At 65.6% G+C, this 23,004-nt stretch carries 34 protein-coding genes; 7 read left to right on the top strand and 27 right to left on the bottom strand.

Translation table 11 applies throughout. The annotated features are described in order from the left end of the window. Window positions 1-27 precede the first annotated feature (27 nt). Window positions 28-477, top strand: coding sequence for a GNAT family N-acetyltransferase (locus AC5P5W_RS06720; RefSeq protein ID WP_032957620.1), 450 nt, complete (start codon window positions 28-30; stop codon window positions 475-477). On the opposite strand, the gene AC5P5W_RS06715 is transcribed toward AC5P5W_RS06720, so the two are convergent. The 3 genes from AC5P5W_RS06715 to AC5P5W_RS06705 all read right to left on the bottom strand — a co-directional run bounded on the left by AC5P5W_RS06715 (window position 456) and on the right by AC5P5W_RS06705 (window position 1,790). Then, window positions 456-797, bottom strand: coding sequence for a low molecular weight protein tyrosine phosphatase family protein (locus AC5P5W_RS06715; protein WP_014647846.1), 342 nt, complete (start codon window positions 795-797; stop codon window positions 456-458). The two genes, AC5P5W_RS06720 and AC5P5W_RS06715, sit on opposite strands and share 22 nt — an antisense overlap. Next, window positions 794-994, bottom strand: a complete 201-nt coding sequence (locus tag AC5P5W_RS06710) for a hypothetical protein (protein ID WP_014647847.1) — start codon at window positions 992-994, stop codon at window positions 794-796. Before AC5P5W_RS06710 ends, AC5P5W_RS06715 begins: the two co-directional genes overlap by 4 nt. 292 nt (window positions 995-1,286) lie before the next feature. Beyond that, window positions 1,287-1,790: a hypothetical protein gene (locus AC5P5W_RS06705; protein ID WP_495220994.1), complete on the bottom strand. Its 504-nt coding sequence runs from the start codon at window positions 1,788-1,790 to the stop codon at window positions 1,287-1,289. On the opposite strand from AC5P5W_RS06705, the gene AC5P5W_RS06700 reads away from it, so the two are divergent. Then, window positions 1,789-2,544, top strand: coding sequence for an SOS response-associated peptidase (locus tag AC5P5W_RS06700; protein ID WP_495220993.1), 756 nt, complete (start codon window positions 1,789-1,791; stop codon window positions 2,542-2,544). The genes AC5P5W_RS06705 and AC5P5W_RS06700 overlap by 2 nt on opposite strands. Window positions 2,545-2,547: 3 nt before the next feature. On the opposite strand, the gene AC5P5W_RS06695 is transcribed toward AC5P5W_RS06700, so the two are convergent. From AC5P5W_RS06695 to AC5P5W_RS06665, 7 genes are all read right to left on the bottom strand, one after another. Further along, window positions 2,548-2,838 (bottom strand): tail fiber assembly protein, encoded by a 291-nt coding sequence (locus AC5P5W_RS06695; protein WP_495220991.1) that lies wholly within the window; start codon window positions 2,836-2,838, stop codon window positions 2,548-2,550. Window positions 2,839-2,884: 46 nt separating this feature from the next. Beyond that, window positions 2,885-4,390, bottom strand: a complete 1,506-nt coding sequence (locus tag AC5P5W_RS06690; protein WP_495220990.1) for a hypothetical protein — start codon at window positions 4,388-4,390, stop codon at window positions 2,885-2,887. Continuing rightward, window positions 4,390-4,653: an Rz1-like lysis system protein LysC gene (lysC, locus tag AC5P5W_RS06685; RefSeq protein WP_197644247.1), complete on the bottom strand. Its 264-nt coding sequence runs from the start codon at window positions 4,651-4,653 to the stop codon at window positions 4,390-4,392. Before lysC ends, AC5P5W_RS06690 begins: the two co-directional genes overlap by 1 nt. Beyond that, window positions 4,629-5,063, bottom strand: a complete 435-nt coding sequence (locus AC5P5W_RS06680; RefSeq protein ID WP_495220989.1) for a hypothetical protein — start codon at window positions 5,061-5,063, stop codon at window positions 4,629-4,631. The genes lysC and AC5P5W_RS06680 overlap by 25 nt, the downstream gene beginning before the upstream one ends. Further along, on the bottom strand, window positions 5,050-5,190 hold the full coding sequence (locus AC5P5W_RS06675) for a hypothetical protein (RefSeq protein WP_197644254.1): 141 nt from the start codon (window positions 5,188-5,190) through the stop codon (window positions 5,050-5,052). The genes AC5P5W_RS06680 and AC5P5W_RS06675 overlap by 14 nt, the downstream gene beginning before the upstream one ends. Window positions 5,191-5,288: 98 nt before the next feature. After that, window positions 5,289-5,606, bottom strand: a complete 318-nt coding sequence (locus AC5P5W_RS06670) for a hypothetical protein (protein WP_495220988.1) — start codon at window positions 5,604-5,606, stop codon at window positions 5,289-5,291. Beyond that, a complete protein-coding gene (locus AC5P5W_RS06665) occupies window positions 5,603-6,094 on the bottom strand; it encodes a glycoside hydrolase family 24 protein (protein WP_495220987.1) in 492 nt (163 codons plus the stop codon). The genes AC5P5W_RS06670 and AC5P5W_RS06665 overlap by 4 nt, the downstream gene beginning before the upstream one ends. A gap of 139 nt (window positions 6,095-6,233) precedes the next feature. On the opposite strand from AC5P5W_RS06665, the gene AC5P5W_RS06660 reads away from it, so the two are divergent. Beyond that, the gene (locus AC5P5W_RS06660; protein WP_253133000.1) at window positions 6,234-6,506 is read left to right on the top strand and encodes a hypothetical protein; all 273 of its coding nucleotides are present in this window, start codon (window positions 6,234-6,236) and stop codon (window positions 6,504-6,506) included. 8 nt (window positions 6,507-6,514) lie between these two features. Here AC5P5W_RS06660 and AC5P5W_RS06655 read toward each other — a convergent pair whose 3' ends face one another. Continuing rightward, a complete protein-coding gene (locus tag AC5P5W_RS06655) occupies window positions 6,515-6,664 on the bottom strand; it encodes a hypothetical protein (RefSeq protein ID WP_279936281.1) in 150 nt (49 codons plus the stop codon). Between the two features lie 187 nt (window positions 6,665-6,851). Between AC5P5W_RS06655 and AC5P5W_RS06650 the strand changes: the two genes are divergently transcribed. From AC5P5W_RS06650 to AC5P5W_RS06635, 4 genes are all read left to right on the top strand, one after another. Continuing rightward, window positions 6,852-7,076, top strand: a complete 225-nt coding sequence (locus tag AC5P5W_RS06650) for a hypothetical protein (protein WP_111007565.1) — start codon at window positions 6,852-6,854, stop codon at window positions 7,074-7,076. Window positions 7,077-7,170: 94 nt separating this feature from the next. Continuing rightward, window positions 7,171-7,662 carry a hypothetical protein gene (locus tag AC5P5W_RS06645; protein WP_495220986.1) on the top strand — a complete coding sequence of 164 codons (492 nt, stop codon included), beginning with the start codon at window positions 7,171-7,173 and terminating at the stop codon, window positions 7,660-7,662. Window positions 7,663-7,726: 64 nt separating this feature from the next. Next, window positions 7,727-8,065 (top strand): hypothetical protein, encoded by a 339-nt coding sequence (locus AC5P5W_RS06640; RefSeq protein WP_495220985.1) that lies wholly within the window; start codon window positions 7,727-7,729, stop codon window positions 8,063-8,065. 9 nt (window positions 8,066-8,074) lie between these two features. Then, on the top strand, window positions 8,075-8,263 hold the full coding sequence (locus AC5P5W_RS06635; protein WP_495220983.1) for a hypothetical protein: 189 nt from the start codon (window positions 8,075-8,077) through the stop codon (window positions 8,261-8,263). Here AC5P5W_RS06635 and AC5P5W_RS06630 read toward each other — a convergent pair. The 16 genes from AC5P5W_RS06630 to AC5P5W_RS06555 form a co-directional block, all read right to left on the bottom strand. Then, a complete protein-coding gene (locus AC5P5W_RS06630; RefSeq protein ID WP_495220982.1) occupies window positions 8,229-10,532 on the bottom strand; it encodes a hypothetical protein in 2,304 nt (767 codons plus the stop codon). The two genes, AC5P5W_RS06635 and AC5P5W_RS06630, sit on opposite strands and share 35 nt — an antisense overlap. A 71-nt stretch (window positions 10,533-10,603) precedes the next feature. Then, window positions 10,604-11,827 carry a hypothetical protein gene (locus AC5P5W_RS06625; RefSeq protein ID WP_495220981.1) on the bottom strand — a complete coding sequence of 408 codons (1,224 nt, stop codon included), beginning with the start codon at window positions 11,825-11,827 and terminating at the stop codon, window positions 10,604-10,606. Then, the gene (locus tag AC5P5W_RS06620; protein ID WP_495220980.1) at window positions 11,827-12,471 is read right to left on the bottom strand and encodes a hypothetical protein; all 645 of its coding nucleotides are present in this window, start codon (window positions 12,469-12,471) and stop codon (window positions 11,827-11,829) included. The genes AC5P5W_RS06625 and AC5P5W_RS06620 overlap by 1 nt, the downstream gene beginning before the upstream one ends. 11 nt (window positions 12,472-12,482) lie before the next feature. After that, on the bottom strand, window positions 12,483-13,184 hold the full coding sequence (locus tag AC5P5W_RS06615) for a hypothetical protein (protein WP_495220978.1): 702 nt from the start codon (window positions 13,182-13,184) through the stop codon (window positions 12,483-12,485). Next, a complete protein-coding gene (locus AC5P5W_RS06610) occupies window positions 13,184-13,672 on the bottom strand; it encodes a hypothetical protein (RefSeq protein ID WP_495220977.1) in 489 nt (162 codons plus the stop codon). The genes AC5P5W_RS06615 and AC5P5W_RS06610 overlap by 1 nt, the downstream gene beginning before the upstream one ends. Then, complete coding sequence (locus tag AC5P5W_RS06605) at window positions 13,669-14,157, bottom strand: hypothetical protein (protein ID WP_197644270.1); 489 nt, start codon at window positions 14,155-14,157, stop codon at window positions 13,669-13,671. The genes AC5P5W_RS06610 and AC5P5W_RS06605 overlap by 4 nt, the downstream gene beginning before the upstream one ends. Further along, the gene (locus tag AC5P5W_RS06600; protein ID WP_495220975.1) at window positions 14,157-14,732 is read right to left on the bottom strand and encodes a hypothetical protein; all 576 of its coding nucleotides are present in this window, start codon (window positions 14,730-14,732) and stop codon (window positions 14,157-14,159) included. Before AC5P5W_RS06600 ends, AC5P5W_RS06605 begins: the two co-directional genes overlap by 1 nt. After that, entirely contained in the window at window positions 14,729-15,688 is a 960-nt protein-coding gene (locus tag AC5P5W_RS06595) for a hypothetical protein (protein WP_197644276.1), read from the bottom strand. The genes AC5P5W_RS06600 and AC5P5W_RS06595 overlap by 4 nt, the downstream gene beginning before the upstream one ends. After that, entirely contained in the window at window positions 15,685-17,490 is a 1,806-nt protein-coding gene (locus AC5P5W_RS06590; protein ID WP_495220974.1) for a hypothetical protein, read from the bottom strand. Before AC5P5W_RS06590 ends, AC5P5W_RS06595 begins: the two co-directional genes overlap by 4 nt. Before the next feature lie 185 nt (window positions 17,491-17,675). Continuing rightward, window positions 17,676-18,476 carry a hypothetical protein gene (locus tag AC5P5W_RS06585; protein WP_495220972.1) on the bottom strand — a complete coding sequence of 267 codons (801 nt, stop codon included), beginning with the start codon at window positions 18,474-18,476 and terminating at the stop codon, window positions 17,676-17,678. Beyond that, a complete protein-coding gene (locus AC5P5W_RS06580) occupies window positions 18,473-19,219 on the bottom strand; it encodes a phage adaptor protein (protein ID WP_495220971.1) in 747 nt (248 codons plus the stop codon). The genes AC5P5W_RS06585 and AC5P5W_RS06580 overlap by 4 nt, the downstream gene beginning before the upstream one ends. Window positions 19,220-19,285: 66 nt before the next feature. After that, window positions 19,286-19,831, bottom strand: a complete 546-nt coding sequence (locus AC5P5W_RS06575) for a hypothetical protein (protein WP_495220969.1) — start codon at window positions 19,829-19,831, stop codon at window positions 19,286-19,288. 50 nt (window positions 19,832-19,881) lie between these two features. Beyond that, on the bottom strand, window positions 19,882-20,124 hold the full coding sequence (locus AC5P5W_RS06570; protein ID WP_100449760.1) for a hypothetical protein: 243 nt from the start codon (window positions 20,122-20,124) through the stop codon (window positions 19,882-19,884). Window positions 20,125-20,203: 79 nt separating this feature from the next. Then, window positions 20,204-21,250, bottom strand: a complete 1,047-nt coding sequence (locus AC5P5W_RS06565) for a phage major capsid protein (RefSeq protein WP_495220968.1) — start codon at window positions 21,248-21,250, stop codon at window positions 20,204-20,206. A 212-nt stretch (window positions 21,251-21,462) separates the two neighbouring features. Then, the gene (locus AC5P5W_RS06560) at window positions 21,463-22,620 is read right to left on the bottom strand and encodes a hypothetical protein (protein ID WP_495220966.1); all 1,158 of its coding nucleotides are present in this window, start codon (window positions 22,618-22,620) and stop codon (window positions 21,463-21,465) included. Window positions 22,621-22,623: 3 nt separating this feature from the next. After that, window positions 22,624-22,986 carry a Gp49 family protein gene (locus AC5P5W_RS06555; protein ID WP_262246129.1) on the bottom strand — a complete coding sequence of 121 codons (363 nt, stop codon included), beginning with the start codon at window positions 22,984-22,986 and terminating at the stop codon, window positions 22,624-22,626. Window positions 22,987-23,004: the final 18 nt, after the last annotated feature.

Below are 23,004 nucleotides of genomic sequence, written 5' to 3'. Positions count from 1 at the left end.
TGGGCGCACCCAGCCCAGGAGCCTTCGATGGTGCCGCCCGATCCCTCCTCGACGATGTTGCACATCCGCGAGGCAATGCCCGCCGACGTTTCCGCGTTGATCGCGCTCGACAGCGTTGCGGTCCACGATCCGCAACGCGCACGGCAGATCAGCGACTGGCAGGCCCGTGGTGGCATGCACGTGGCCGAATGGGCCGGCCAGCTGGCCGGTTACCTGGTCATCCACCATCACTTCTTCGGCGAAGCCTTCGTCGAGATGCTGATGGTGGCGCGCGAACAACGCAGCCAGGGCGTCGGCGCCGCCCTGCTGCGCCATGCCATCGCGCTGCACGGCCACGGCAGGCTGTTCACTTCGACCAATGCTTCCAATACCGGCATGCAACGCCTGCTCGCCGCTTCGGGTTTCATCGACAGCGGCATCGTGCACGGATTGGACGAAGGCGATCCGGAGCTGCTCTACCGCTTTGCCGGCAGCTGATCGAGATACGTGGTCACCTTTGCATCCAGCAGGTCCATCAACAGCGGATCCATGCAGCGATAGTCGTCGGGGATATCCAGGCAATGCAGGCGCTTGTATTCCAGCAGGCGCGCATAGGCGGCCTGCAGGCGATGCTGGTGCTTGGCCTCCATCACGAAGATGACATCGGCCCAGCGGATATCCGCCGGGCCGATGGGGCGTCGTGCATGCGGGCTGGTGCCGGCCGACAGCGCAGCGAAGCCGGGTCGCCGTCGCCACATGGCTTCGGCGGTCGGGCTGCGCAGCTGGTTGCGGCTGCAGACGAACAGCAGGTTGATCATTCCTGTTCCTGCAGTTGGCGGGCGCTGAGGACCGGATAGGTGAAGCCCAGCTGGCGTGCGCGCGCGAGCTTGGCATCGCGCGTATACAGCAGCTTCCAGTTCTTCTCGGGCTTGTAGCTGTAGGCGGTCGTGGCGCGGTCGCCACCACGGTTGCGAGCCTGGCTGCGACGCCAGGCACGGTTTCTTGCAGAATCCATGATGTGTTCTCGTGAGTACCGGGTTCAGCAGCCGCGGTAGTACGAGTGGCGCGCAGCATACACCGCACGCACAAAAAAGCCCACGCATCGCTGCGCGGGCTTCTTGATTCATCACAGTGGTCGGGACGGCCGGATTCGAACCGACGACCCTCTGCCCCCCAGGCATCGTTACTGATTGGCCCATCCCGTTGATCTGTAAGGGTTTCAGGTCTTCGCACGGCGTCCCAAAAGTGCAGATTGCCCCCCAATCCGATCAATCACTTACGCGCCAATAGGGTGCAGCCCGCCCGGCCTACACGCCGCGGCGCATCTGCTGCAGCCCTGCCCTCACCCACGCCTTGGTGCGGACGTCCCTCGCGCGGGGTTTCGTCTCTGTCGGCGGCTTGCGAGGTTCGAGCGCCGCCTTGATCCGCTCGACCTCCTTCGCTCCTGCCTCGGCCAGACGCCGAGCCTGTTGCTGCTGCTCACGGGTCGGCGGCAGGCCGGGCAGCGGCGGCGGCGGCTGGATCGGCGTGCTGTCGGTCAGCCGGGCGACTGCCTGGCGCAGGGGCATATCGGGATAGAGCCTGGCCGCACACCAGCGCTCGGCGTACCGCTTCGCCTGCCGGACGTTGGCCGCGCGGACTTCCTTCACTTCCCAAAACTTGTGGCCTTCCAGCCATAGGCGCACCCCAGGCCCGCCATCGGGTTCGACGCCGGCCGTCTCCCGGCCGTTGTACCAAAGCGCCCAGCGCTCGCCGGTCTGGACCCAGCCAGAGGGGATCGGGGCGGTGCGGAAGCCGTGGGAAGAGCGCATGGCCGGAAGGATACGGCCGGCGGTCGCAAACGCTGCGACAAGGGATCGTTCACCGGCTGAACCGTTCGGGATCACGCCCCGGCCACGGCCGGCAGGGCTACCCTCCGGCCATGTGCGGCCGATTCGTCCAGCTCCCCGTGATCGACTTCGGCCAGCCGGCCTGGCCGAGATCCAGCCGAGCTACAACCTCGCGCCGACACAGCGCGCCTCGGTGATTCTGGACAGGGGCGAAGGCCGGCAGGTGACCCGATTGGCGTGGGGTCTGCTGCCGTTCTGGGCCAAGGCCAAAGGCCTACAGGGCTCAACCATCAACGCCCGGATCGAGACGGTGGCCACCAAACCGGCCTTCCGGTCGGCGTTCAAGAAGCGCCGCTGCGTCATCCCCATGGCCGGCTACTACGAGTGGTCGGTGAGCCCGATCGATGAGAAGAAGGACCCCTGGTTCATCCACGCCACCGGGCCGCTGCTGGCCGCAGGCCTGTGGGAGGACACCAGCCCGCTGCTGCCCGACGGCAACCTGGGCACCTTCACCATCATCACCGGCGACAGCAGCGGCGTCTCGGCCGACATCCACGACCGCATGCCGGTCTGGCTGCAGGCCAACCAGATCGATGACTGGATGGCCGCAAGCCCCGACGATGCTATGGCAATGCTGCTGGCTAGCGAGCCGCCGGCGATGGAGGCGTACCGCGTCAGCCGCGCGGTGAACACGCCGCGAAACAACCGCGAGGATCTGCTGCAGCAGGTCGCCTAGCAATCAGGGGTAGACAGCGCCCTCACCAGTATCTGCAGCACCTTCCTTGATCGTCGGAAGCGTCGGCCAAGGCACGTCCGGGAAGCCAGGAGCCAAAGGCAGGTCACGGAGCGCCTGCCGGTAGGTCTGATACGCCGCCCTCTCCAGCGCGGTCAGTGGCGCATCGGGCATCTGGGTCCAATCAGTCGCGCGGAGAGCCAAACGTCGCTGTTCCCTGGCATCTTCGGCACGGATTCTCTCCACCAGAAATGCCGGGACTTCGCTGACTACCGTTTCCCCAGCAAACAGTGGCATGCCTTCTTCGATGGCCCTCGCGCTGCTGCTGGTTATCGCATAGAGGTTAGCGCTCAAACCTGTACCCCCACACGTCAATGAACGCTCCAGATCCAACTGGCGAAACACCATACAAGTACTGGAGCGTCCGACTTGCCACAAAGGCGTGGATTGGTGTTCGCTGGTTCGCCAAGCAGGTGTATCGCGACGCGGCTCCAGAGTTCCCAATCTCCGGGATGTCGATGAAAACCTGTTGATCGGCATTGTTGATCGTATTGGCGATGACGTAATTGGACGTCACCGGGATCACTCCAGAGAGAGCAACGTTGGTGCGCGTGGTCGCCATGCCACCGGATAGCACGCGGAACGGAGCGACGAGGTTGACTACGTAGTTGATCTCATCGCCGTTCTGACCGAATCGGTAGATGTTGCCGCTTGCATCAGTCAGCAGGCTACCCAGGTAACGCCGCGATGTGTCGCCAGCTTTCGACCGGGCGGAGCCGCTGAACGCCGTAGAAGCAGGCGCCGTGGTCACAATCTCAACATCCGGCGTGCCTGCGTTGGAATAGCCGTAGGCGTGATACCAGGTGCTGGCGGATAGGGATAGCCCAGCCTTGGTAATCGGCGACGGGAAGGAAAGCAGCCCTCCAAGCGACTGGATCGCCGCGAATCCGCTGGTGAAGGTGATCGAGGTTCCGCTGTTCCATACCATCTGCAGGCCGCAGATCTCCCCCGATACAGCCACGGCTGCGAGGCTGGAGTTCTGGATTGCAGTCGAGTGGTACCGCTCAGTCGACGACCCGCCTTGCAGGCCGGAGAGGGCTGTGTTGTGCGCTGCCCCGGGCTGCAGTGCGGTGTCAGCCTTTCCGAGCGAGGTAGTCACTTCCGCTGCCAGCGACAGCGTCGGCAAGCCAGCGGCTGCAGTGCCGTTGGCGACATTGATCTGCTGCGCGGTGCCAGTAATCGTCGCCTGGCGGGTTCCGGTTACACGCCCATAGGCGTCCTTGGTGATCGCCAGTAGGACACCAGCACCAGAGTCGGCAACCGGGGCAAGATCAATCGTAGGCAACCCAGCAGACGCATCACCGTTGGTGACTGCGACTCGGCCTGCGGTCCCCGTGATGGTGGCCGGCCGTGTTCCTGTCACCCTGCCCTTTCCGTCTCGGGAGATCGCCAGGAGCGTGCCAGTACCCGAGTTCGCGACGTCCTCCAGCCCGATCGTCGGGTTCCCTGCATCGCCGTCGGGGTTGGCGATGTCGATACCGGTACCTTCCTGGAGCGACCGCAACGCCCAATCACCGTTGCTCTGCCTCGCGGCGAAGCCTGCGCCGATCAGCGCGGCCAGCTTCTGGATGTTGGACGGGACTTCCCTGATCAGCTTCCAGATGGTCGACGCGATGCTGCTCGGGCCGCCGCTGCTGCTGCCGGTGGGGTTGATCACCTGCGCCGCGGTCAGGATCTGGCCATCGGGCCCACGCAGATTCACGCCTACCTGGGCGCCATTGGTCGCGTCGGGGTCGACATCAACGAAGCCGCGGGGATTCTGGTGTAGCGGGACGCGCTTCTTGGCCATTACCGCCCCAGCGCGCGGATCTCGCCCATGCGGGTGTTGCAGTCCTGCAAGGCGACCAGGTTGGCGTTGTACGCACTGACCACCGCCTCGACTGTGCGCGATGCTGCCCGGGTTGCCGGGCACGGCTGCGTCAGCCGGTCATCGACCGGGACCAGCTTCTCCACGGTCACATGGACCTTCTCGGGCAGCTTCGGCCGCTCGGGCTGGTGTGCGCAGCCGGTCAGTAGCATTGCGGCGATCAGAGCAAAGGAATTGAGCTGCACAGCTCCATCTCCAGTTGTGACCGGCATGCCGGCGTGGACTTTGCGGCCTGCAGCGCCTTCTCGGCTGCGGTGGCCCGGCGCTGACCCTCGGCCGCTGCCGCTTCGGCCCGGGTCGCTGCAGCAGCAGCTGCCTTGCGCGCGACCTCGGCGGCGTCGATCGATGCCTGGGTCTGCCGGTTGACCTCCTGCAGGAGCTGGCCGGCGGCATCAGCCGCGCGCAGGTTCTCGGCCGCCTCGGCGCGCGCGCCATCGAGCTGGCGTTGTACCGCGCCGATCTGCTCCCGGTCGGCCGCAGCCTGGCGATCCTCGCCGCGCTGGCAGCCGGCCACGTACAAGCCACCGGCCAGCAAGCACCACAGGCCAAGGCGGATCAACTTCGCGTAGGGCGCCAGCGGGTCAGGGATCAGCACGGCGGCCGCTCCTCGGTTTCTGCTTGAAGCTGGTGGCCACCGGGACCAGGAAGGCGCCGCCGACGGCCAGGCCGCCCAGCACGATCAGACCCCACTCGGGAAACAGATTCTGTGCGCGCTCCGGCATCAGCGCGTAGGCGCCAAGGGCAGCAGCCGCAGCCGCCGCAACAGTGGCCAGCCAAGTGCTGGCCCGACCGGCAACCCCTCGCCAGTTAAATCGGTCCTTCACTTCAGCCCCCTGAGCTGCTTCAGCTCCTTGATGTCCTGCTTGTTCTGCTCGACCTGCACGGCCTGCTTGGCCAGTTCGAGCTTCAGCGCCGGCACGTCGGCCAGCTGCGTGTTGAACGTCTGCAGCTGCTGCTGCACGGTGGCCATCTGCTGGTTCGTGACCTGTTGCTGCGTCAGCACGGCCTGCATCGAGCTGATCAGCCAGTAGCCGCCGGCGATCATGAAGCTGGCGAAAGCGCCAACGATCCATTTCTCGACCGGGCCGAGTGAAAGACGAGTGCGGCCGTCCTGGCTCGGCTGGACTTCCATGCTCATGCGCTCCCGCCCACTTTGCCGCCGGCCTTCTGGTACACCGAGCGCAGCTTCTCCAAGCTCTGTTCGTGCTGGCCATAGCCGGCGCCCGGCAGGCTGGCCCACTCCTTGGAGCAGAGCGCCACGGCCCTGTCGAACTGTCCAGCCTTGACCGAGTCCAGCGCCTTGCGCCCCCGGATCAGCTCGATGCATGCCTTGTCCTGGCTCAGCGGGCCAAAGTCGGGCAGCCGGAGCTGGCGCTGCAGGTTGCCCCAGGTGCGGGACAGGAACTGATATCGACCGGCCGCGGTGGACGCCAGCTTCGCGTTTAACCGGACCAGCTTGGCCGGGTGCTTGCTGAGGTCGGTGAACAGGCCCCCGCCCACCAGGACGTCGTACCCGTTGTGCTTCGTGGGCTGGCGCCCGTTGTCGGTCCCTTCGGACCAGGCCAGCATGTCCAAGAACGCCACGACGTTCTGGCCGCCGGCCTCCTGTGCTGTGATGCGCGCCATACAGCCGCCCCCATGTGTGATGGGGCCATGCTGCCCGGGGCGGCGGGAGCATCAACGGACGCCGGCAGTCTCAACATTTGGGAGACGGGCCGAGGCTATATTCCGGCTGCCCACAGGGGGCACCAACATGGAGAGTGGAATGAGTGCTTATTTGGTCAGTTACGACCTACACAAGATGGGGCAGAACTACGAGTGCATCCGCACGAAGCTCCAGGCATACCCCAAGAGTTGGAACATGCAAGGGTCCGTCTGGATAATCTCAAGTGTCCAGACGGCCCCTCAGATCAGAGACGATCTGGTGAAGTGCCTTGATGGCAACGATAACGTCTTCGTGGCAAAGCTGGACGTAGCGTCTTGGGCTGGATTCAGCGATCAAAATGGTGCGTGGCTTAAAAGAACCATTGAGGAGTGATCAGCCGCTCAGCCTTGCGGATCATTCGCTTCAATGAATCTCTTGCTTCGGCTTCCATAGGGCATTCCTTGCACGTGCACCAGCACGCCAGCGAATTTCGCCGCAAGGTGAATGACCCACAGCCGCCATGACGGGATGTACGGATTGTTGTTGTACACGTGACCTCTCCTCTCGGTAGGAGAGGTCACCCTACCCCCGCACCGGGCGGCTTCAACGGAGGCGGTTAGGAGGACGGGCGGTAAAATGGAGATGAGATACCAGACCTGCCCATGATCTATTTACCACCACTACTGCTACTGGGGCTGTCCGATCTCACCCACTATTTCACTACCGATGAGAAGCCAAATGACCAAAGATGAACTTGCGCTAGCAAAGGAGATTTTCGTAGCTGCTGCTGCGAGAGTCGCCACTCACCATACCGCGATCATTGATTTCCCGGCGATAGCGGCAAAATCCATCGAAGCCGCCTGTGCATTCACGAAGGTGTCGGCCGAAACTGCCAAACAGGGTGCCTACCCGAAGGGCTTTGACGTTGTGGCAGCAGTCCGCGGGACTGGGAAAGACGCTTGATTCCGCGGACGTCCGCTCGGCCCCATCCGCATTCGTTGGTCAGTGCTACGATGCGCTGGGCCCTGGATTGGCCGGGGCTACCAAGGAGATGGTGATGAGTTTTCCAGTAGATGTTCTGTATCCCGAACAGGCGGATGTTTTGCCGGAGGGGGCCCTGCTCTATGCCCGCGACGCATGGTGGCTGCGTTGCAGCCTTGTCGGAGCGCAAGGAAACGTAGTTCCGAAAGTCCTGGCACTCACCGGAGATCGTATTGGCGTTATGACGATGCTCGCGGACTCCAACGTACTGGCACTGAACCCGAAATACGGATGGGAGATCCGCGTTTCGCATCCGCTGGAAACCAATCCTGAGTCCGAACCGCTCGGGGCGATCAGTGTTGGGAATGCGGGGCTCATCGGAATTTGGGGCCATATCTATGGTGATAGCGATGCCACCTACTGCATCGGACCGGACGGCTCCGAGATCGGACAGGGGCTAGTTCCGTGGTCTGCAAAGGTGAGGTATCCCTCTTATCAGGTCTGGCTGAAGGAAAGGCAGAGCGGAAAACTGATCGGCGACGCCCCATTGTTCAGTAAGGTCGCTTAATCGATCAGCACCGGCCGCCCTCGCGGCCGGTGCTACTATCCGCCCACCACCCGAGGCACGCGCCATGACTCCTGATTCGACCCTGTTTCATGACCTTCCGCCACTCTTGGTTGAGGAGGTACGAACGTGGCCAGCCGGCAGGGTGGTTCCGGTCAAGGTCCTGGTGCACATCTATGCTGGGGACAACGCCCCCGGCGTCATCTACTCCGCCGAGTGGAGGCACGATTCTTTCGGGTTCATGGCTCCCAGCCAGGAGAAGAACGCCGTAGCTCAGGGTGGCATCAAGTTCGAGCACAACGATGATTTTGTACCTGCACGCATCCTGTTCAGCCAGTACCACAAGACCGCAACTGTGCGGGGATCGAGTCTCGAAGGCAGCATCAAGGCGGCGCAGGCGCGCTGAGGAAGCAGCATGAAAGGCTGGAAATCCAACGACTACTTCAGCTGGAAGTCCTGGTCGCGCATCCAAGAAGAAAAGCGCGACGAGGAGCTGGCCAAGAACAGCGCCAGCCCGTTGCCGATGCTGGCTCTTGCCGGCGCCTTGGGGCTGGTCGCTGTGACTTGCCTTATTGGCCTTCTGGTGTTTGCGTTTGGGCGATGACCTGATCCGCCAATTCTGCAACCTCAGGATCGCGCGACCGTTCCGCTATCCCGCGCAATACCTGCAGTTGACTCACCAGCTCGCCAGTCGGTTTCTCGGACGTTCGAGCCAGCCAGTTCACATACTTCGGGCTCGTCATCACCTTGGCCAGAACATTGGATCCGCCGGCAGATGCCAGCGACCCAGCAAGGGCCATGAAGGCGACTGCCGGATTCCCGGATGCCAGTGACGCCGCCGCTGCACTGCTCGTGCCGGCTACTTGGCCGATAAGCGCTGCTCGCCCGCCCGTACCAGAAGGGTTAGAGAACACCTTCGAACCATCCCTGATCCGGGACGTGGCCTTGGCGATGGTCTCCATGTTGCGTTCGAACTCCGGACCGTAGCTGCCAAAAAGCTCCTTTCTGGCCTGAGCATTGGTCTTGTTCCAGTTGGTCAGGAACGTATTCATCGAGAACACATTGCCGTCGGCATCCTGCTGCCCTTCGACAGCACGGCCCATCCGACGTATGAAGGCTGAGCTGACGATCTTCTTCTGCTCCTCGGGCAACGCCTGCATGATCGACCGGATGCGGCTCGGGCCATCCTTGGCACCTCGAACCGCCGCCAGGTACGCCTCTTCGCCGTTCTTGCCACCGATGATGGAATCGATGTTCTCCAGCTGGTCCACATACCGCGCGTGGTACTGGTTGGCATTCGTCAGGGCCTCGGCCGCCTTCGGGTTGCCGGTGGCCTTCACGGCCTCCTCCATATCGCGGCTCAGGGCGGCATACACCGGCCGCCACATGCTGCGCGGCACGTCGCTGCCGAAGTTGGCGTTGTCGATCTCGCGGCCGACCAACGACCGCAGCTTCTGCAGGGCTTCATACGGCAGCCGGTTGTCGGTCATGTTGCCGAGGGTGGCCATGACGTTCTGCTCGATCTGGTCCGCCGTCGGCACCGGCTCCATCACGGTCATGCCCAGCGACTTCCGGCGCGCATTCTCCATCTCGACGGAACGAGCCTGGGCCTGCAGATAGGCGCGGTAGGCATCGGCCTGCTCCTGCATGCCGGGCTGGGTCAGCAGCGCCTGCACTCCCTGCGTGTCATCGATCAGGCCGCCCTCGATGCTGCCGAGCCGTGCGTTCTGGAACAGGCGCGAGGTAGACGGAGCGCCAGGGATAGCCTGATTCAACTCACGCAGCGCGGCCTGTACATTGGAAATATCCACGCGCGAGTCCTGCGGGATCAGTTCGTCCAGCGCGCGGTACAGCGCATTGCTCTCTGCACGGGAGGTCTCCTTGAAGCCGCCGGGCCCGGCGATGCCCTGCCGGATTGCGAGGCCAGCCATTTCCGGGTCGACTGCCTGCCCACCGGGAGCCAGCGAGGAGGCGATCTCATCGATGCGATCACCGAACTGACCCGCCTGGCGCTGGGCGAAGCGATCCACTACGCCTGCCGAGCCTGGAACGCTTCCCAGCAGGGTCTCGGTTGCCTGCAGGACACGATTGCCGGTCGCCTGCCCCATGCTGGGCTGTACACCGGCCTCCGCGAACTCGCCGAGGGTCTGTTCCAGCCGACCTGGGTCCGATCCACGCAGCGCGCGACGGGTCAGGTTCTGGGTCACAGCCGAACCCACGCCGGAGGTGGGCAGGCGCGGGACGAAGCCGGGCGCAAGACCGCCAGCGAGGCCTGCGATCGCCTGCGCGCCGGGACCGCCGCCAAGCTCACGCGTGCCACTTGCTGCGCCGGAGCCGGCAATCGTGCTGGCCACCTGCAATGCCGGCTGGGCAGTGAGAAACGCGCCGGCCTTCTCGCCAAGAGTCGGGACCACATTCGGGGCCGGCACTGCCCGCGCCAGAGCCGGGGCTACCGAGCGCCCAGCAGTCAGCGCGCCGCCGGCTCCCAACGTCAGGCCGGTACCGGTCAGCGCCTCGCCAATGTCACCGAGGACGCGATCGCCAGAGGTCTGTGCCTTGGGCAGCCCAAGGGCATCGCCCAGCGTCGCGGCGTTGTCGCGGAAGCTGGCCACAGGCCGGCCTGTGATCTTCGTTTCCAGCGCGCCGAGGGCGTCGCCACCAACCGCACCCAGCAGGCTTCCGATGCCCTGTAGCACCGAACGAGCGCCGAACGCCAAGTCGCGCGGGATACCTGCCTTCCAGCCGTCAGCCTGCCGCCCGTCGGCGGTGCTGGAAACGCTGCCGGTGACCTGGGAGAAGTCCGGCGGAAGGGCCTGGACGGTCCCGAGCGTCGGGATGTCTTCCAGCTCGAATCCCGGCGGGGGCGGCGGCACAGCGCGAGGCGCTGCAGCAGGTGCGGCAGCTGGTTCGAGAACGAAACCGGGCGGAAGCGGAGGAGTCGCCATTATTCGGGCACCCACTGGCCGTTGATGAGGACCAGCACCTGGCCGGTACGTGGATTGCGAGCGCGCTGCGCGCCACTGGCGCCGGTTGACGGCAGTCCCGGCGCACGCGGCGACGCTGCCGGCGGGTCACCGAGCGTCGAGGTGCGGCCGTAGTTCGAGTTGATCAGGTCCTGTTTCTGCCGCTGCAGCTGTACCGCGCGAGCATTGATCTCGGACAGTCGGTCAAATGCTCGCAGCAGCGTCTGCCGATCATTGGCAGCCATGAGCTCTTCGCCAGCGCGCTGCGCGTCGCCTTCGGTCTGCACACCCTTGTTGAGGCGCAACGACTCGTTGACGATCTTGGTCTTGTCGGCGTTCAACTCGCTGAGGTTGACGTCGTTCTCACCTGCCAAATTGAGCTTCGTGCGGATACCGCCAAGGAGCCTTGCCCCAGGCCCCACGTCCAGCTCTCCTGTCCTCAGCCGCCCCTGATTCTTGCTGATGATGTCGCCAAGGACCTGCGTACCGCCCAATGCGTCCTCGACCGCCAGCAGCTCCTTCAGTGCGCCGACCGGCAGCGGCTTGCCACTGTCCCCAAGCGTGCCGGCAGACTTGCCGCCAGGGTTCCACTGGCCACCACGCTGCAGGCCGAACTTAGCCGCGTCGATGCCCATACCTTGCCGGGTGCGCGCCGCGCTGGCATTGGAGCTGTTGGCGCTGGCGTAGGAGGCGGCAGCGCGCGCGGCGTCGGCGGCAATGCCGGCCTGACCCTGCTCGGTGGTCGAGATCCCGCCGCCGCCCTCCTTGAATCGGTTCTGCAGCAGGTTCTGGCCCTGCACTGCTCCCAACTCCTGCGGGCCGTTGGCCACGGCCATGAGGTTTGCATTCGCGCCCTCCCAGTTCCCGCCCAACGCGGCATCGCGGGCGGAGCTGCGCGCAGCGGCACCGAGTACGTCGTTCAGCTGCCCGGCGTCGAATCGGTCGTTGGCCAGCAGTGCGATGCTGCCAAGCGTTGCGCGCGCAGTGTCATCGCCGCCCAGCACGCCGCTGACCAGCTCTGGATTCACCAGCGCCCGCTGTTCGTTGATCTGGTTGGCCAGCACGGCCTTGGAACGCGCCTGACGGGCCTCCTGCAGCGCCCGTTCGACCTGGTAGTTCCGGCCCAGCTGATCCGTGTAGGTATCGCGCGTGTTGCCGAACAGCGCGGCGCCCAGGGCCTGACCGGCCTGGTATGGATTGGCCATCAGGCATACCCCGTGGTGAGTGGATCGTAGGACCCGTAGAAGTTGGCGCCTGCTCGTGGGGCTGCCGCGGCGAACCCGCCGCCGCCTCCAGCCATCGCGCCGCCGGCGGAAGTGGCGAGGCCGGCCAGCAGATCGACTTCGGGGCGCCGGCGGATCTGCCGCAGACGCAGCTGGTCGATGAACTGCTGCCCGCGGCTCGCGCGCGCCTCCATGTCCAGGTCCGTGGCCAGCTTCCCGTATCCGAATGCCTCCTGCTGCCGCTGCAGCTGCGGCGCGTCGATGCGCGACATCAGGCCGGCAGTGGTCGCCGCGGCGTTGTCTGCGCCGGCGCGCGCGGCGCCGGCATCGGCCTGGAAGGTCGCGCCGCCGATCGGGCTGTTCAAGCCCGACAGAGCCTGCCGCTGCCCGCGCTGCAGCTGCTGCATGTACTGCCCCAGCCGCTGGGCCCGGTCATCCGCCGCCGTGCTTGTCTCAAGCTGCGCGATCTCGTCGTTCACACGGCGATCGGCCTCCTGCTGCCGGCGCGACTGATTCAGCAGGCCCTGCGCAGTCTCCTCGTCCTGCTTGCGCTCAACGCGCTGCGTTTCTGCTTGCTGCGCCGCCGTGCCGGCCAGAGCGATCGCGATGGGAATGAACTGGCCCATGAGTTACCCGCCTATGCGGCACCGCCGCCGTAGAGGTTGAAATTCGCGTCCCGATTGGCCTGGCGCCGCGCCGCTTCCTCCCGGCGGTTCTTCACGAACCCGCCGATGGTCGCGAACTGGTCGCCCAGCTGCTCGCCGAAGGCCTGAGACCTCGCGTTCTCGAAGTTGGAGCGCAGCCCGGCCGCCGCCTGCGATGCCGCCGTGGTCGCGTCCAGGCCGGACGTCGCCAGCTGGATGAGGCGCGCACGGGAATCCTGATCGGCAGCTTCGAGCTGCGCGCCGGCGCCCTGCGCCCTGCCCTCGACGTTGATCAGGCCCCGGTTGTACTCGTCGGTGAGCCTGCGGTTCTGGTCGACGTTGACGCTGCCGCCGGACAGGCCACCGCGCGCCAGCGAGAACTTCAGCTCGCGCGCCGCATCGGTATTCTGCCGGTTGAGGTCTTCCATCAGCTTCGACCGGGTTGCCGATACAAAATCGGCGATGTCCTTGGCCCGACGCGGGTTGTCGAACACCTGGTTGATGCGGCCCTGAGCCTCGCGGATCCGCTCCTGGCGTTCCATCTCCATGCGCGCGGCCACGTCCGCAGCCGACTCGCCCTGCTTGGCCGTCTTGGTCAGGCCCAGCGGGTCCAGAATCTTGCTGGCGCCCGACTTCTGGATCAGCCCCGTCGGGTCTGCCCAATTGCCCTTGCCGATATTGCCGCCGCCGGCCATCAGCCTGCCTCCTTGGTGCGTGCGAACAGGACCGCGTCAGCGCCATTGGCGCAGTAGCGGCTGAGGGTGGCTTCGCGGCGGTAGCCCAGCGAGCGTTCGTACCACTCGAACGTCTTGTCGCGGCCGGCCACGCCGTAGAGCTGCAGGCGGTGCACGCCGGCCTGCGCCAGCATCTTGTCGTTGAGCCTGCGCGTGATCTTGGTGATGGCGCGCCAGTGCTTCTCCCAGCCGGCCATCGTGCCCAGCTGCCAGCCCTCCCATACACCGGGACGGACCTGCCAGAACCCGCCGGCAACCACAGGCACGCCGTCGGCCAGCAGGACGAACTTCGGCCCGTGCACGGCGGCCATCTTCAGGATCGCCTGCTGCGGGTCGTACTCGTCCGCGCCGGTCATGGCCAAGTCCTGCGCGATCTCGTCCGGGCGCATGTTGCGCGCCAGGTAGGCCAGATCCTCAATCAGGACGTCGCTGGAGGGGGTGACAGTCATGGCCCGTTGCCCAGGTCGAAAAAGCTCAGCGACGCCTGCGTCAGCGCCCACTTCTTGCCCGGCGCGAAGTCCACACGCAGGCTGAAGGTCGGCGCCGACATCGGGAACGGGATCACCCCGCCCGGCAGCGTGTCGGGGTCGACCGTGTACGGGTCGGTGAACGCGGCAAGGTTCCGCTGGTCGTAGCCGATGCTGATGCTGGGCGTGCCCTGGCTCACGATGTCGAAACCCTCCATCATCTTGGTGACGCTCGGCGTCCCGAAGTCCAGCCACGGCCACCAGACCGTGCCACCGAACGGGATCGACTCGCCGCCAACGTCGTCGCCCAGGGCAAAGTCGCTGACCGCGCTGATTTCGTCCCCGTGCCGGATGTAGAGATCATTCCCCAGCTGCGCGAAGGCATCCACGGAGAATGGGAACAGGTAGCGGCTCCAAGCCCCCTGCTTACCCGAGCGCATCGTGTAGACGAACACCGTCGACTGCATCACGCACCTCCGAAGCCGAACTGGAGCCGGCCACCCGTGGACATGCAGAGCGTGGCCAAGCCGCCGCAGGGGGGATTGGCGCTCATCAGGTACTCGGTCTGGTAGCGGTCACGCTGCTGGCGGTAGTAGAGGGAGCCCGCACGCAAGTAGCCCAGAATCACGTCGGAATTGCTGGTCTGGGTCGGCCGCTTGTCGTCCAGCGTCAGGCGCGGGTTGATCGCTCCCGGGAATGAGGTGAACACCATGCCCGGCACCGAACTGTCGTACCACCACAGCCACGCCAGGCCCGACTGCACGAACGCAATGGCCGGCTGCATGTTCTGGTCGAAGGCCAGCGCCACCGACGTGATTCCCGGCCGGATGAACGCCGGTTGTTCGCTGCCGCCGTCCGGGCCCAGGTACACCACGTCGCCATCCACGCGCACGCGCCACAGCTTCACCCGCAGCCCCTGCGAAGCGTCGTTCAGCGCCACGCCACCCATCTCGAAGTCGATCAGCGGCTGCAGCGTCGAATTGACCCGCTCGACGTCGGGCGCGGGCACCGGTGTGGTGGAGAGGCCGCCAGTGGGAATCATGGGGTGTAGCGCCCCCAGCTCATGCGTACGGTGAAGGTCGCCTTGAATGCGCTGGTCTTCGGGAGCTTCGGAGAGACGCCCCAAGCCCACGCACCAGCGAACTGGAATGTGGCGGAAGCGGCAAAGAACGCACCTATCCCGCCCGCTACGTTGCCGTCGTTGAGATCGAAATCCATGCGGAAAGAGCGCTGGTAGGTGCCGGCCGTATATGCCTGCGGATTCATGCTTGTGCCGACCACCGGTGACACGGGCATCGAGCCCTGCGCCGGAAGATCCGCCATCGCCTGTGGCCCGTAGGACGCGAAATTGCCGGACGTGACATTGAACGCGATGCCATAGCCGAGGTACTGAGACCAGCGGGTGTCATAGGTGGCGTTCGTGAGGGGACGTGCCGTCCAGGTGTAGGTGGTACCGGCGATGACAACTGACCCAGTTGCGTCTGCCAGCGTGGGGTACACGCGGAGCTCGTAGGTAACGTCAAGAACTTCGTCAGCCAGGACGGTGATCGTTGTCGGATTACCACCTCCATCCAGAATGAGCGCCCGGCTGAACAGAGCTCCGACAGCGTCAGCTGACACCCCAACCTCCGCCAGGGTTCCAGCGGCACTGCCTGCGGAGAAGCGGATTGTGCGGCGATGCCAGCCATAGAACGTACCCGTCCGATTCACGCCGTCGGTGTCTGATTGCTGGGTGCTGCTGACTGCAATCTGCGCCACAAGCGCAGTATCGGAGAACGCCGGAGCAGTGTTACCTGATCCCACGCGGCAGTAGCCGTAGACGGGGTTGGAGCCTGTCGTTCCGAGCAGGTCCAAGCCAGCGTTGGTGATCAGGTTGGGGAACCAATCGGCGGCAACCCGGCGGCTGCCCGGCACCTCCTCGCCCTGGGCATCCACTCGGAATGCCTCGATCTTGTACCAACCGGCCACTCCGTTGTGCGCGTGCAGGACGTTGTTCATGTGAGGGTGCCTCCTTCGACACTGGAAGACATCCCGATGCCCTCGGGTGCCATGGTGGTGGTGATCAGAATCTGCTGCAGGGTTCCGGCGACGACTGCGGATGCAATCGACACCGATTCCGGCGGCACGCTGTACCCCAGCAGTGTGTTTCGCAGCGTTCCGGCTTCAACGGCGCTGGCAAAGCTCATGGACTCGATTGCGGTGTAGTTCTGGAGGATCGGCCGGAATGTCCCAGCCTCCACCGAGGAAGCGAGTGACACGGCCTCCACCGGCACGTCGTAGCTGTGGTAGATGTTGCGGAAGGTCGCCTCTACGACATCGGATGCAATGCCCACCGCATCGATGCCGCCATCGACCGGATACAGGCGGGTCGTCAGGTACTTGAAGAAGCCGTCGCTGCCGGTGCGGTTCTCGGTCAGCTCTGCGGTGTCGCCGAGCGCATCCGTGGCGCGCACCGTCCAGACGGCGTCGCCACCGTTGGCGATCTCACCCGTGACCAAGCCGCTGCCATCCATCAACAGGCCAGCCGGCAGCTGGCCATCCACGATCTCGACCTGGTACGGCGGCAGGCCCCCGGCGATTACGTAGGAATAGTTGATGGTGTCTCCGCAGCCAGCGGCCGGCAGCCGGCCATAGACACCCAGCACAGGAGGCGGGTAGTTCGGGAAGGCCAGCAGGTACTGGCCCGCGCCTGGGTAGTAGGTCGCCAGCGGCGGCGTGCCGTTGCGGTCGGCATAGAGCATCGCCTGCTGGACCAGGACATCGATCGGCGCCCCGATGTCGCCGGACGCGAGGTTCTCGGCGGCGTTGGCGATCCCGACCGAGCGCACGCCCTGCTGGGATAGATAGATCAGGTCGTTGGCCACCGGTGCGGCAGCCTTCTGCCAGATCGAGCCGATGCCGTCCATCTGGTCCAGGATCGCCATCGAAGCCGGATCCGGGTCCACCTGCCAGTTCTGGAAGCTGCTGGCGTTGAGCGCAACCAGATTGGCCCGGTACTGCTGCAGCACCGCCATGTTGTTCGCATTGGCCTGCTGCAGGCCGGTCGGCAGGTAGCCCGCGTCATCAGCCGTCGACCAATCCAACGGGTTGGCCGTGGCGCTGTAGCGCACGATGTCCTTGTCCGCCGCGAACACCTTGCTGGCGACGATCGCCACCACCTTCGAGCGGGGGCACTTCTCGTCCTCCACGCGGCGGGACACGGCGCGCCAGTTGATCGAACCGTCCTGCACCATGGCACCGATGTCGGTCGGCCACACGGGTTCGGTGGCGCCGCTCACGTAGCGCGGCGAGGCCGTCCACACCACGCGGCTGGTGGTCACGGCCTCCCATATCACCTCGTTGTCGATGACCTGCTGGCCGAGGATGCCCGGCCAGGCCGGCTCGCTACTGCCTGAGGTACCCGACTCCGTCTGCACCGCCTTGTAGACCAGCCCTTCGGGCAAGCCTGCGGTGGCTCCGTTCACAACGAGGTTGTCGCCGAAGATCTCGTGGTTGTGGGTGGCAACCGAGGTGAGATGGATCGCCGCGCGCGCGTAGGCTGCCGAGGCAGGCGCGGTCGACGTAACAGTGGATGGGTGCCATGCCCCGTTGGATCCGCTGTCGACCGCATTGCCCTTGTCGGTCTGCAGCAGCGTGTTGAGCGCGTCGTACCAGCGGACTTCCGCCCACCCGGCGGTTTCGCCGGCGGACGATGCGCCCTGCTGGATCATGCAGGTTGCCGTCAGCTGCGCGCCGACTGGCACCACCAGCTGCGCGTTGTTCAGCGCGACACCGTCCGGCTTGTTGCCGGGCAGCACCACACACCGCGGACTGCCATAGCCACCGCTGGTCGAGTAGGCAGCATCACCCGAGAACGTCCACCCCGTCGGCCCTTGCTCGAAGTAGCCGTTGATGACCTGCGGGTTGTTCGGTGCCGGCTGGGTGATCGGCTGGACCAGATCCCCGGGCAAATACAGGGTGCCAGGCTGCCAGACGGGAGCGGCCATTACTGCGCCTCCTGATTGGCGTAGCGCCATGGGCTGTTGCCGCCGCTGCTGCCGTAGCGGTCGGTCACATCCGGCGGAAGCTGGTTGCCGGACTGCTCGCCCGGGATTGGCGTCGGGTTGGCCACGTCGCTGTCTTCGAACACGGTTGCGCCGGACGATGCCGGCCAGGACGGCTCGATGGCGCCAGAGCGCGGCGCGGGACCGAACACGTCGGTGACCGTGTAGGAATAGCCGTTGTCGACGGTGGGAACGACCTTGTCTCCCAGCGCGCGCGCGACGTTGCGCACCCACACCTGGAACTGCTCGGTGCCGCTGTCGAGCTGGTAGGCGATGCCGTTGGGCGATGTGGGCGTCACCAGCGAACCTGGCAGGTAGATTTTCCCCGGCTCCCACGTCGTTCCGCGCTGCAGCCAGTAGTGGAAGACGTCACCATTGACGAACTCGGGCACCACGTACAGGTAGCCGAGGAACGGGCCGGCGAAGTGGATTTCCTTGATCGGCAGATCGGGGGTGTTCGGGTGCTTCAGCACCTCGCACTCGACCACCGGAGTACTGGCCGCGATGGTCTGCGGCTCATGGCTGAAGACGATCAGCTTGCCGTCGTAGGCGCACAGGCCCTTCGTCGCACCGGTGGGGAGCGTGTTCTTGTTCTTGGTGCCCGGCCGCGCCCGCGGCACGCCGTCCTGATCGACGTAGCCGTTGACCAGGTCGTACAGGGTGTTCGAGTCTGCCCCGCCCTTCGTCCGGAGCCGGTTGATGCCGCCCTTGGAGGCGTTGAGGGTGACAATGCGGCCGGTCACGGGAACGGCACCTCCGGGCGAGGCGGCACATAGACGCCCTCACCCGCCGGAGGCCCGGGGATGTACCGCGCCGTGGCGTGGGTGCCTGCAACCAGATTGGTGATCATCACCTCCAGCTGCTGGATGTAGGCTTGTGCGTCTGCCTGCCGGTAGTGCGCCTTGCCGTTGGCCAGCGCCAGCAGGAACACGATCTCGCTGTCGATCGTGGTCCGGTCCGTGTCCTCGGTGAACCGGTTGAGGTCGAAGTTGCCCTTGATGACCAGATTGCCCAGCGTCTCGTCGGGCGCCGGCCAGATCTCGATGCAGTTGCGGAACTCGTAGCGTTGCGGCAAGCCGGTCAGCTCACTGGTCGTGTAGCTGCGCGGGTTGATGCCCTGGTGCATCTCGAACCAGACGCCATCACGCTCACGGCCGACCCACGTCACCTTGCGCGGGTCCAGCGTCGCCGGGCAGGACTGCGGGGCATTCTTCTCGTCGTTGTCCGGGTAGTCGTACAGGCGCTGGCCGGCCACCAGCGGCCAGGAGAACCAGCGCTCGTTGCGGAACTCGCCGGTCGGGCGCCGGAACAGTGCCACCTGCGCGCTCTGCAGGAAGTCGTTGAGCAGCTCCTTCATGCCCGGCGGCGGGTTGTTCGCCTGCGCGGCAAAGCCCAGCCGGATCATCAGCCGCTTGCGCAGTTCTGCCAGCGTGGCGTTCCCGTCGGTGCTGGAGCAGGCGCATTGGATGCCGTCGGTGATGCTCATGGGAGCCCTCTTGTGGAGACGGGCCGGGTTCCCCCAGCCCGTCGGGTTACCGCGTGGCGCTGGCGATCAGCCGCCCAGGGTGCCGGCGCCGGCCTGCGCGGCGTCGTACAGCGCCTGCAGCTCGGCCTTCGGCGCGTTGCCCTTGTGGTCGATGCCCAGGCGGGTCAGCTCTTCGCGCAGCTCGGCATGGGTCAGCTCGGGCTGGTCGTCGCCATCGCCTTCCGGCGCGGGACGGCTCAGGCTGGCGGCGGCGGTCGGGCGCGGCGGCAGTCGGCTTTCGATCACAGCCTCGGACTGCTTGCTGAAAGTGTCCTTGCCGACATCCATGCCCAGCTCGGAAGCGACGTCGCGGGCGCCGCGCGGGAACACCTGGTCCACCACCGGCCGGTACTTGTCGGTGTACTTCGTGTAGAGGCGCTGCAGTTCCTGCGTGGCGTTGTTCGGCAGTTCGAACGCGAAGTAGTCCGGGTCGGTCACGACCACGTTGTCCTCGCCGTGGATCAGCTCCAGGATCGGCAGCTCATGCTTCGGGAACGAGTCGGAGATCGTGACGTACTCGCTGCGCTGGATCGTCGCCTGCACTACCGGGACGATGATGGTTTCCTTGCTCATGTTCCCTCCTCGGGAATGGGTGAGCGGCCCCGTGTAGAGGCCGCGGAAGGTCAGCCAGCCGCCATGTAGACGGTGCCGGCAGCGGACAACTTGATCCACTGCGGCAGGTTCTGGACTTCGGTCTGCCCGTTCGCAGCCAGGGTTGCCAGCGTGGTGTACGTGCCGGTCTCGGTGTCCGAGCCCTGCAGCGTTGCGGCGGTGTCGGCGAAGTTGGAGAAGGTGGCGCTGCCGCCGCGCAGGAACGGGCTGTTGCCGGTCTTGAACGCGGTGTTGGTGATCGGGGTGGACTTCATGGGGATGGCTCCTATAGCCGGATGGGGTTCCCATGAGTGCCCGGCCGGAGCCGGGACACTCGGATCAGGCCATGCCCGATCAGGCGATGGACAGCACGGCGTGGACGTTGCGCTTCTTGGCCGTCATGCCGTACTTGTTGGTCTGCGCGTAGTAGGTCACGTAGCGGTCCGGCAGCTTTTCCGGCTTGCGCTTCTTCATCCAGTGGCCCTTCAGCGGGCGGAACTTGATGAAGTTGCGGTTCAGCAGGTAGCAGCGCTTGGTCCACGGGTAGGTGATCGCGCCCAGGCGAGCGTCCAGCAGCTCGAACGTCGGATCCCAGATCAGCTCGATACCCTTGTAGAACACGCGGGTAATCGACGGATCCATGCCGGTGCCGCCCTGCTGGTTGACGATGATCTGCCGGTCAACCTTGGTGGTGGTCTCTTCCTTGTAGGCGTTGAGGAACGCTTGGCCGCAGCGGATGTCGGTCGGCATGGCGCCGCCGTAGCGGATGCAGGCATCCCACATGGCGTCCAGCGCTGCGACGATGCCGCCCGAGGCGATGGCCATGCTGGCGTTGTTGCGCCAGTAGGTGCTGGTGCTGGCATTGATGCCGCCGACGATGTCGCCGGTGCCCGGGGTGGTCGAAACGATGTGGTCCAGGCCCGGAACGGCCTTGGCCGACTGCGAACCGTTCTGCAGGGTTTCCAGCGCCAGGCCTTCCTGCAGGCCATTCTTCATGGCGGTCCAGCTCGACTGCAGCAGGTTGACCAGCTGTTCCTTCTCCGACGAGGAGGGAACGCCGGCGCCGGAGTCATCGATGGTGATGCCGGCCGCGATCAGGCGGTCTTCATCGAACCAGAAGCCCTCATGGTTGCTGTAGTACTGGAACTTGGCGAAGCGGTTCGGGTCACGTTCGTTGTAGGTGACCTGGTCGGCGCCGCTGTAGTTCTGGTAGTTGCTGTCGTTCGAGATGAACAGCTTCTCGTTGTAGATGCCGTTACCGAAGTACGACACCTCCTTATTGCTGACCAGCAGGTCCAGGGTGGTGTGGGCGATGTTGATCTGGTCGATCGGATCGTTGGTGGCGTAGGACTCGAGCGAGTAGTTCGCGCCCTGCGCAATCTGCGCGGTGGTGAACGGCATGAGGGTGTCCTCGAAGGGGAATGGGTGTCTTGCTTCCATCCACGTTCGAGGGGGGCGAGGCCTCTCACTGCCCTACCGGGCGCGACTCCGGCGTACTGCTGCGTGGCGCGGTTGTCAGCCGCAGGGCCAGATTGCCCTTGTTGCGGGATGCGTCAACGGACACAAGAAACCCCGCCGGAGCGGGGTCTTGTCAGGGCAGAGCTGGGCTCTGCTCAGCCGTTGGTGGCCTGCTGGATGCCGTACTCCAGCGCGTCCATCGGGCTAGCGAAGGTGGTCGGGTCCATCGCCGGGCGTGGGCCGCTCGGGCGCACGGGACCCGGGCGCGGCTGGACCGGTGCGGCGGGTGCGGCAACGGCTGGCGCTTCTGCTGCCGGCGCCTGGATGCGCGCATAGGCCAGCGCCGTCCGCTGTGCCCATTCGCTGGGGTGATACTGCTGGCGGATTTGGCGAACGGCCTCATTCAGCTGCGGGCGCTTGGCCGCATAGCTGGGGTCTTCCTGCGCCATCTCAGCGTCGAAGCGCTTCAGCCATTCGATGCCGCGCTGCTCGGCCTGCTCCGCCGCCTGCTGGCTCTCGGTGCGCTGTCGCTCGACATTTCCCGTGTAGGCGGCGCGGTCGCGCTGGCCGGCGATCTCGACGGCACGGGCGCGCGGCAGGTCGCCGGCCTCGACTTCGGCACGCAGGTCCTGGTGGTTGGCCAGCGGGTCGTGGATGCCGGGCGCCTCCTTGCCCAGCATCTTGGCGAGCGCGGCATACTCCTTGCCCATGACCTCGTAGGCTTTCTCGGCTGCGACCAGATCGCCCTGCTGCGCCTTGCCGATCAGGCCCAGGTAGTCGAGCGCCATGCCGTACTGCTCGGGGCTGGCGCCAGTCTCCACGACCATCTGCACCATGTCCTCGCCGACCTTCGAGCGCTGGACCAGCTCCGGCAGGCGGGCGACGTCCTCGATGCCAGCGGCCTTCATCGCCTCGCGCAGCGGCGCCAGCTCCTTGATCTCGGCGGCCATGCCGCGGAACCGTTCGGCGGACTTCTCCTTCAGGCCAAGGGCGGTGATCTCCGCCTCGGTGTCGGCGTCGGGCTGCGGCTCACCCTCAGCGGCAGCGGCCGGCTGGTCATCCGCCGGCGGGGCGCCACCCTGCGGCTGTGCCGGGGGCTGGCCGTCAGCGGGCGGAGCAGGGTTCGGGTCGTCTGCCGGGGGTGTATCCGCATCGGCGGCCGGGGCCGCATCCGCCGGCACTGCACCAGCGACCGGTGCCGCCTCGGCATCAGCAGCGGCAATGCCGGCGTCCAGTGCTGCCATGACGTCGGCGGCCTGGTCGGTCGGGGTGGTGTCCGGCGCAGCGGCCGGGGTGTCTGCGTCGACGTGCATCGATCAGCCCTCCTTCTGGGCCAGTTGGTCTCGCAGGCGGAAGCCCAGCAGCGGCCAGATCTTCTGAACTGCGTTCTGGCGCGCGATCTTGCGGCCGATCTCGGCGTCGAAGTTCTCCGGGCTGGCGCAGGCCGATTCACCGGTGACGGTAAAGCCGTTTCGCAGAACCAGTACGCAGAAGGTCAGCAGGTTGATGGACGGGTGTTCTTCGTCCTTGGCGTTGAGATCCGGCCAATTGGCGCGGTGTGCTTCGCCCGCGTTGATGTAGTAGCAGTGGGTGATCTCCGCCTCGATGGCGTCCGGCGTCACGCGCGGGGCATTCAGGCCCTTGGACTGGATTTCCTGTTCGATCGTCTTGTCGTTCATCACTTGCTCCAGGTTGCG

Source organism: Stenotrophomonas sp. YJH_SMC_123 (genome assembly GCF_059368215.1).
This window is presented reverse-complemented; position numbering and strand designations above follow the sequence as displayed.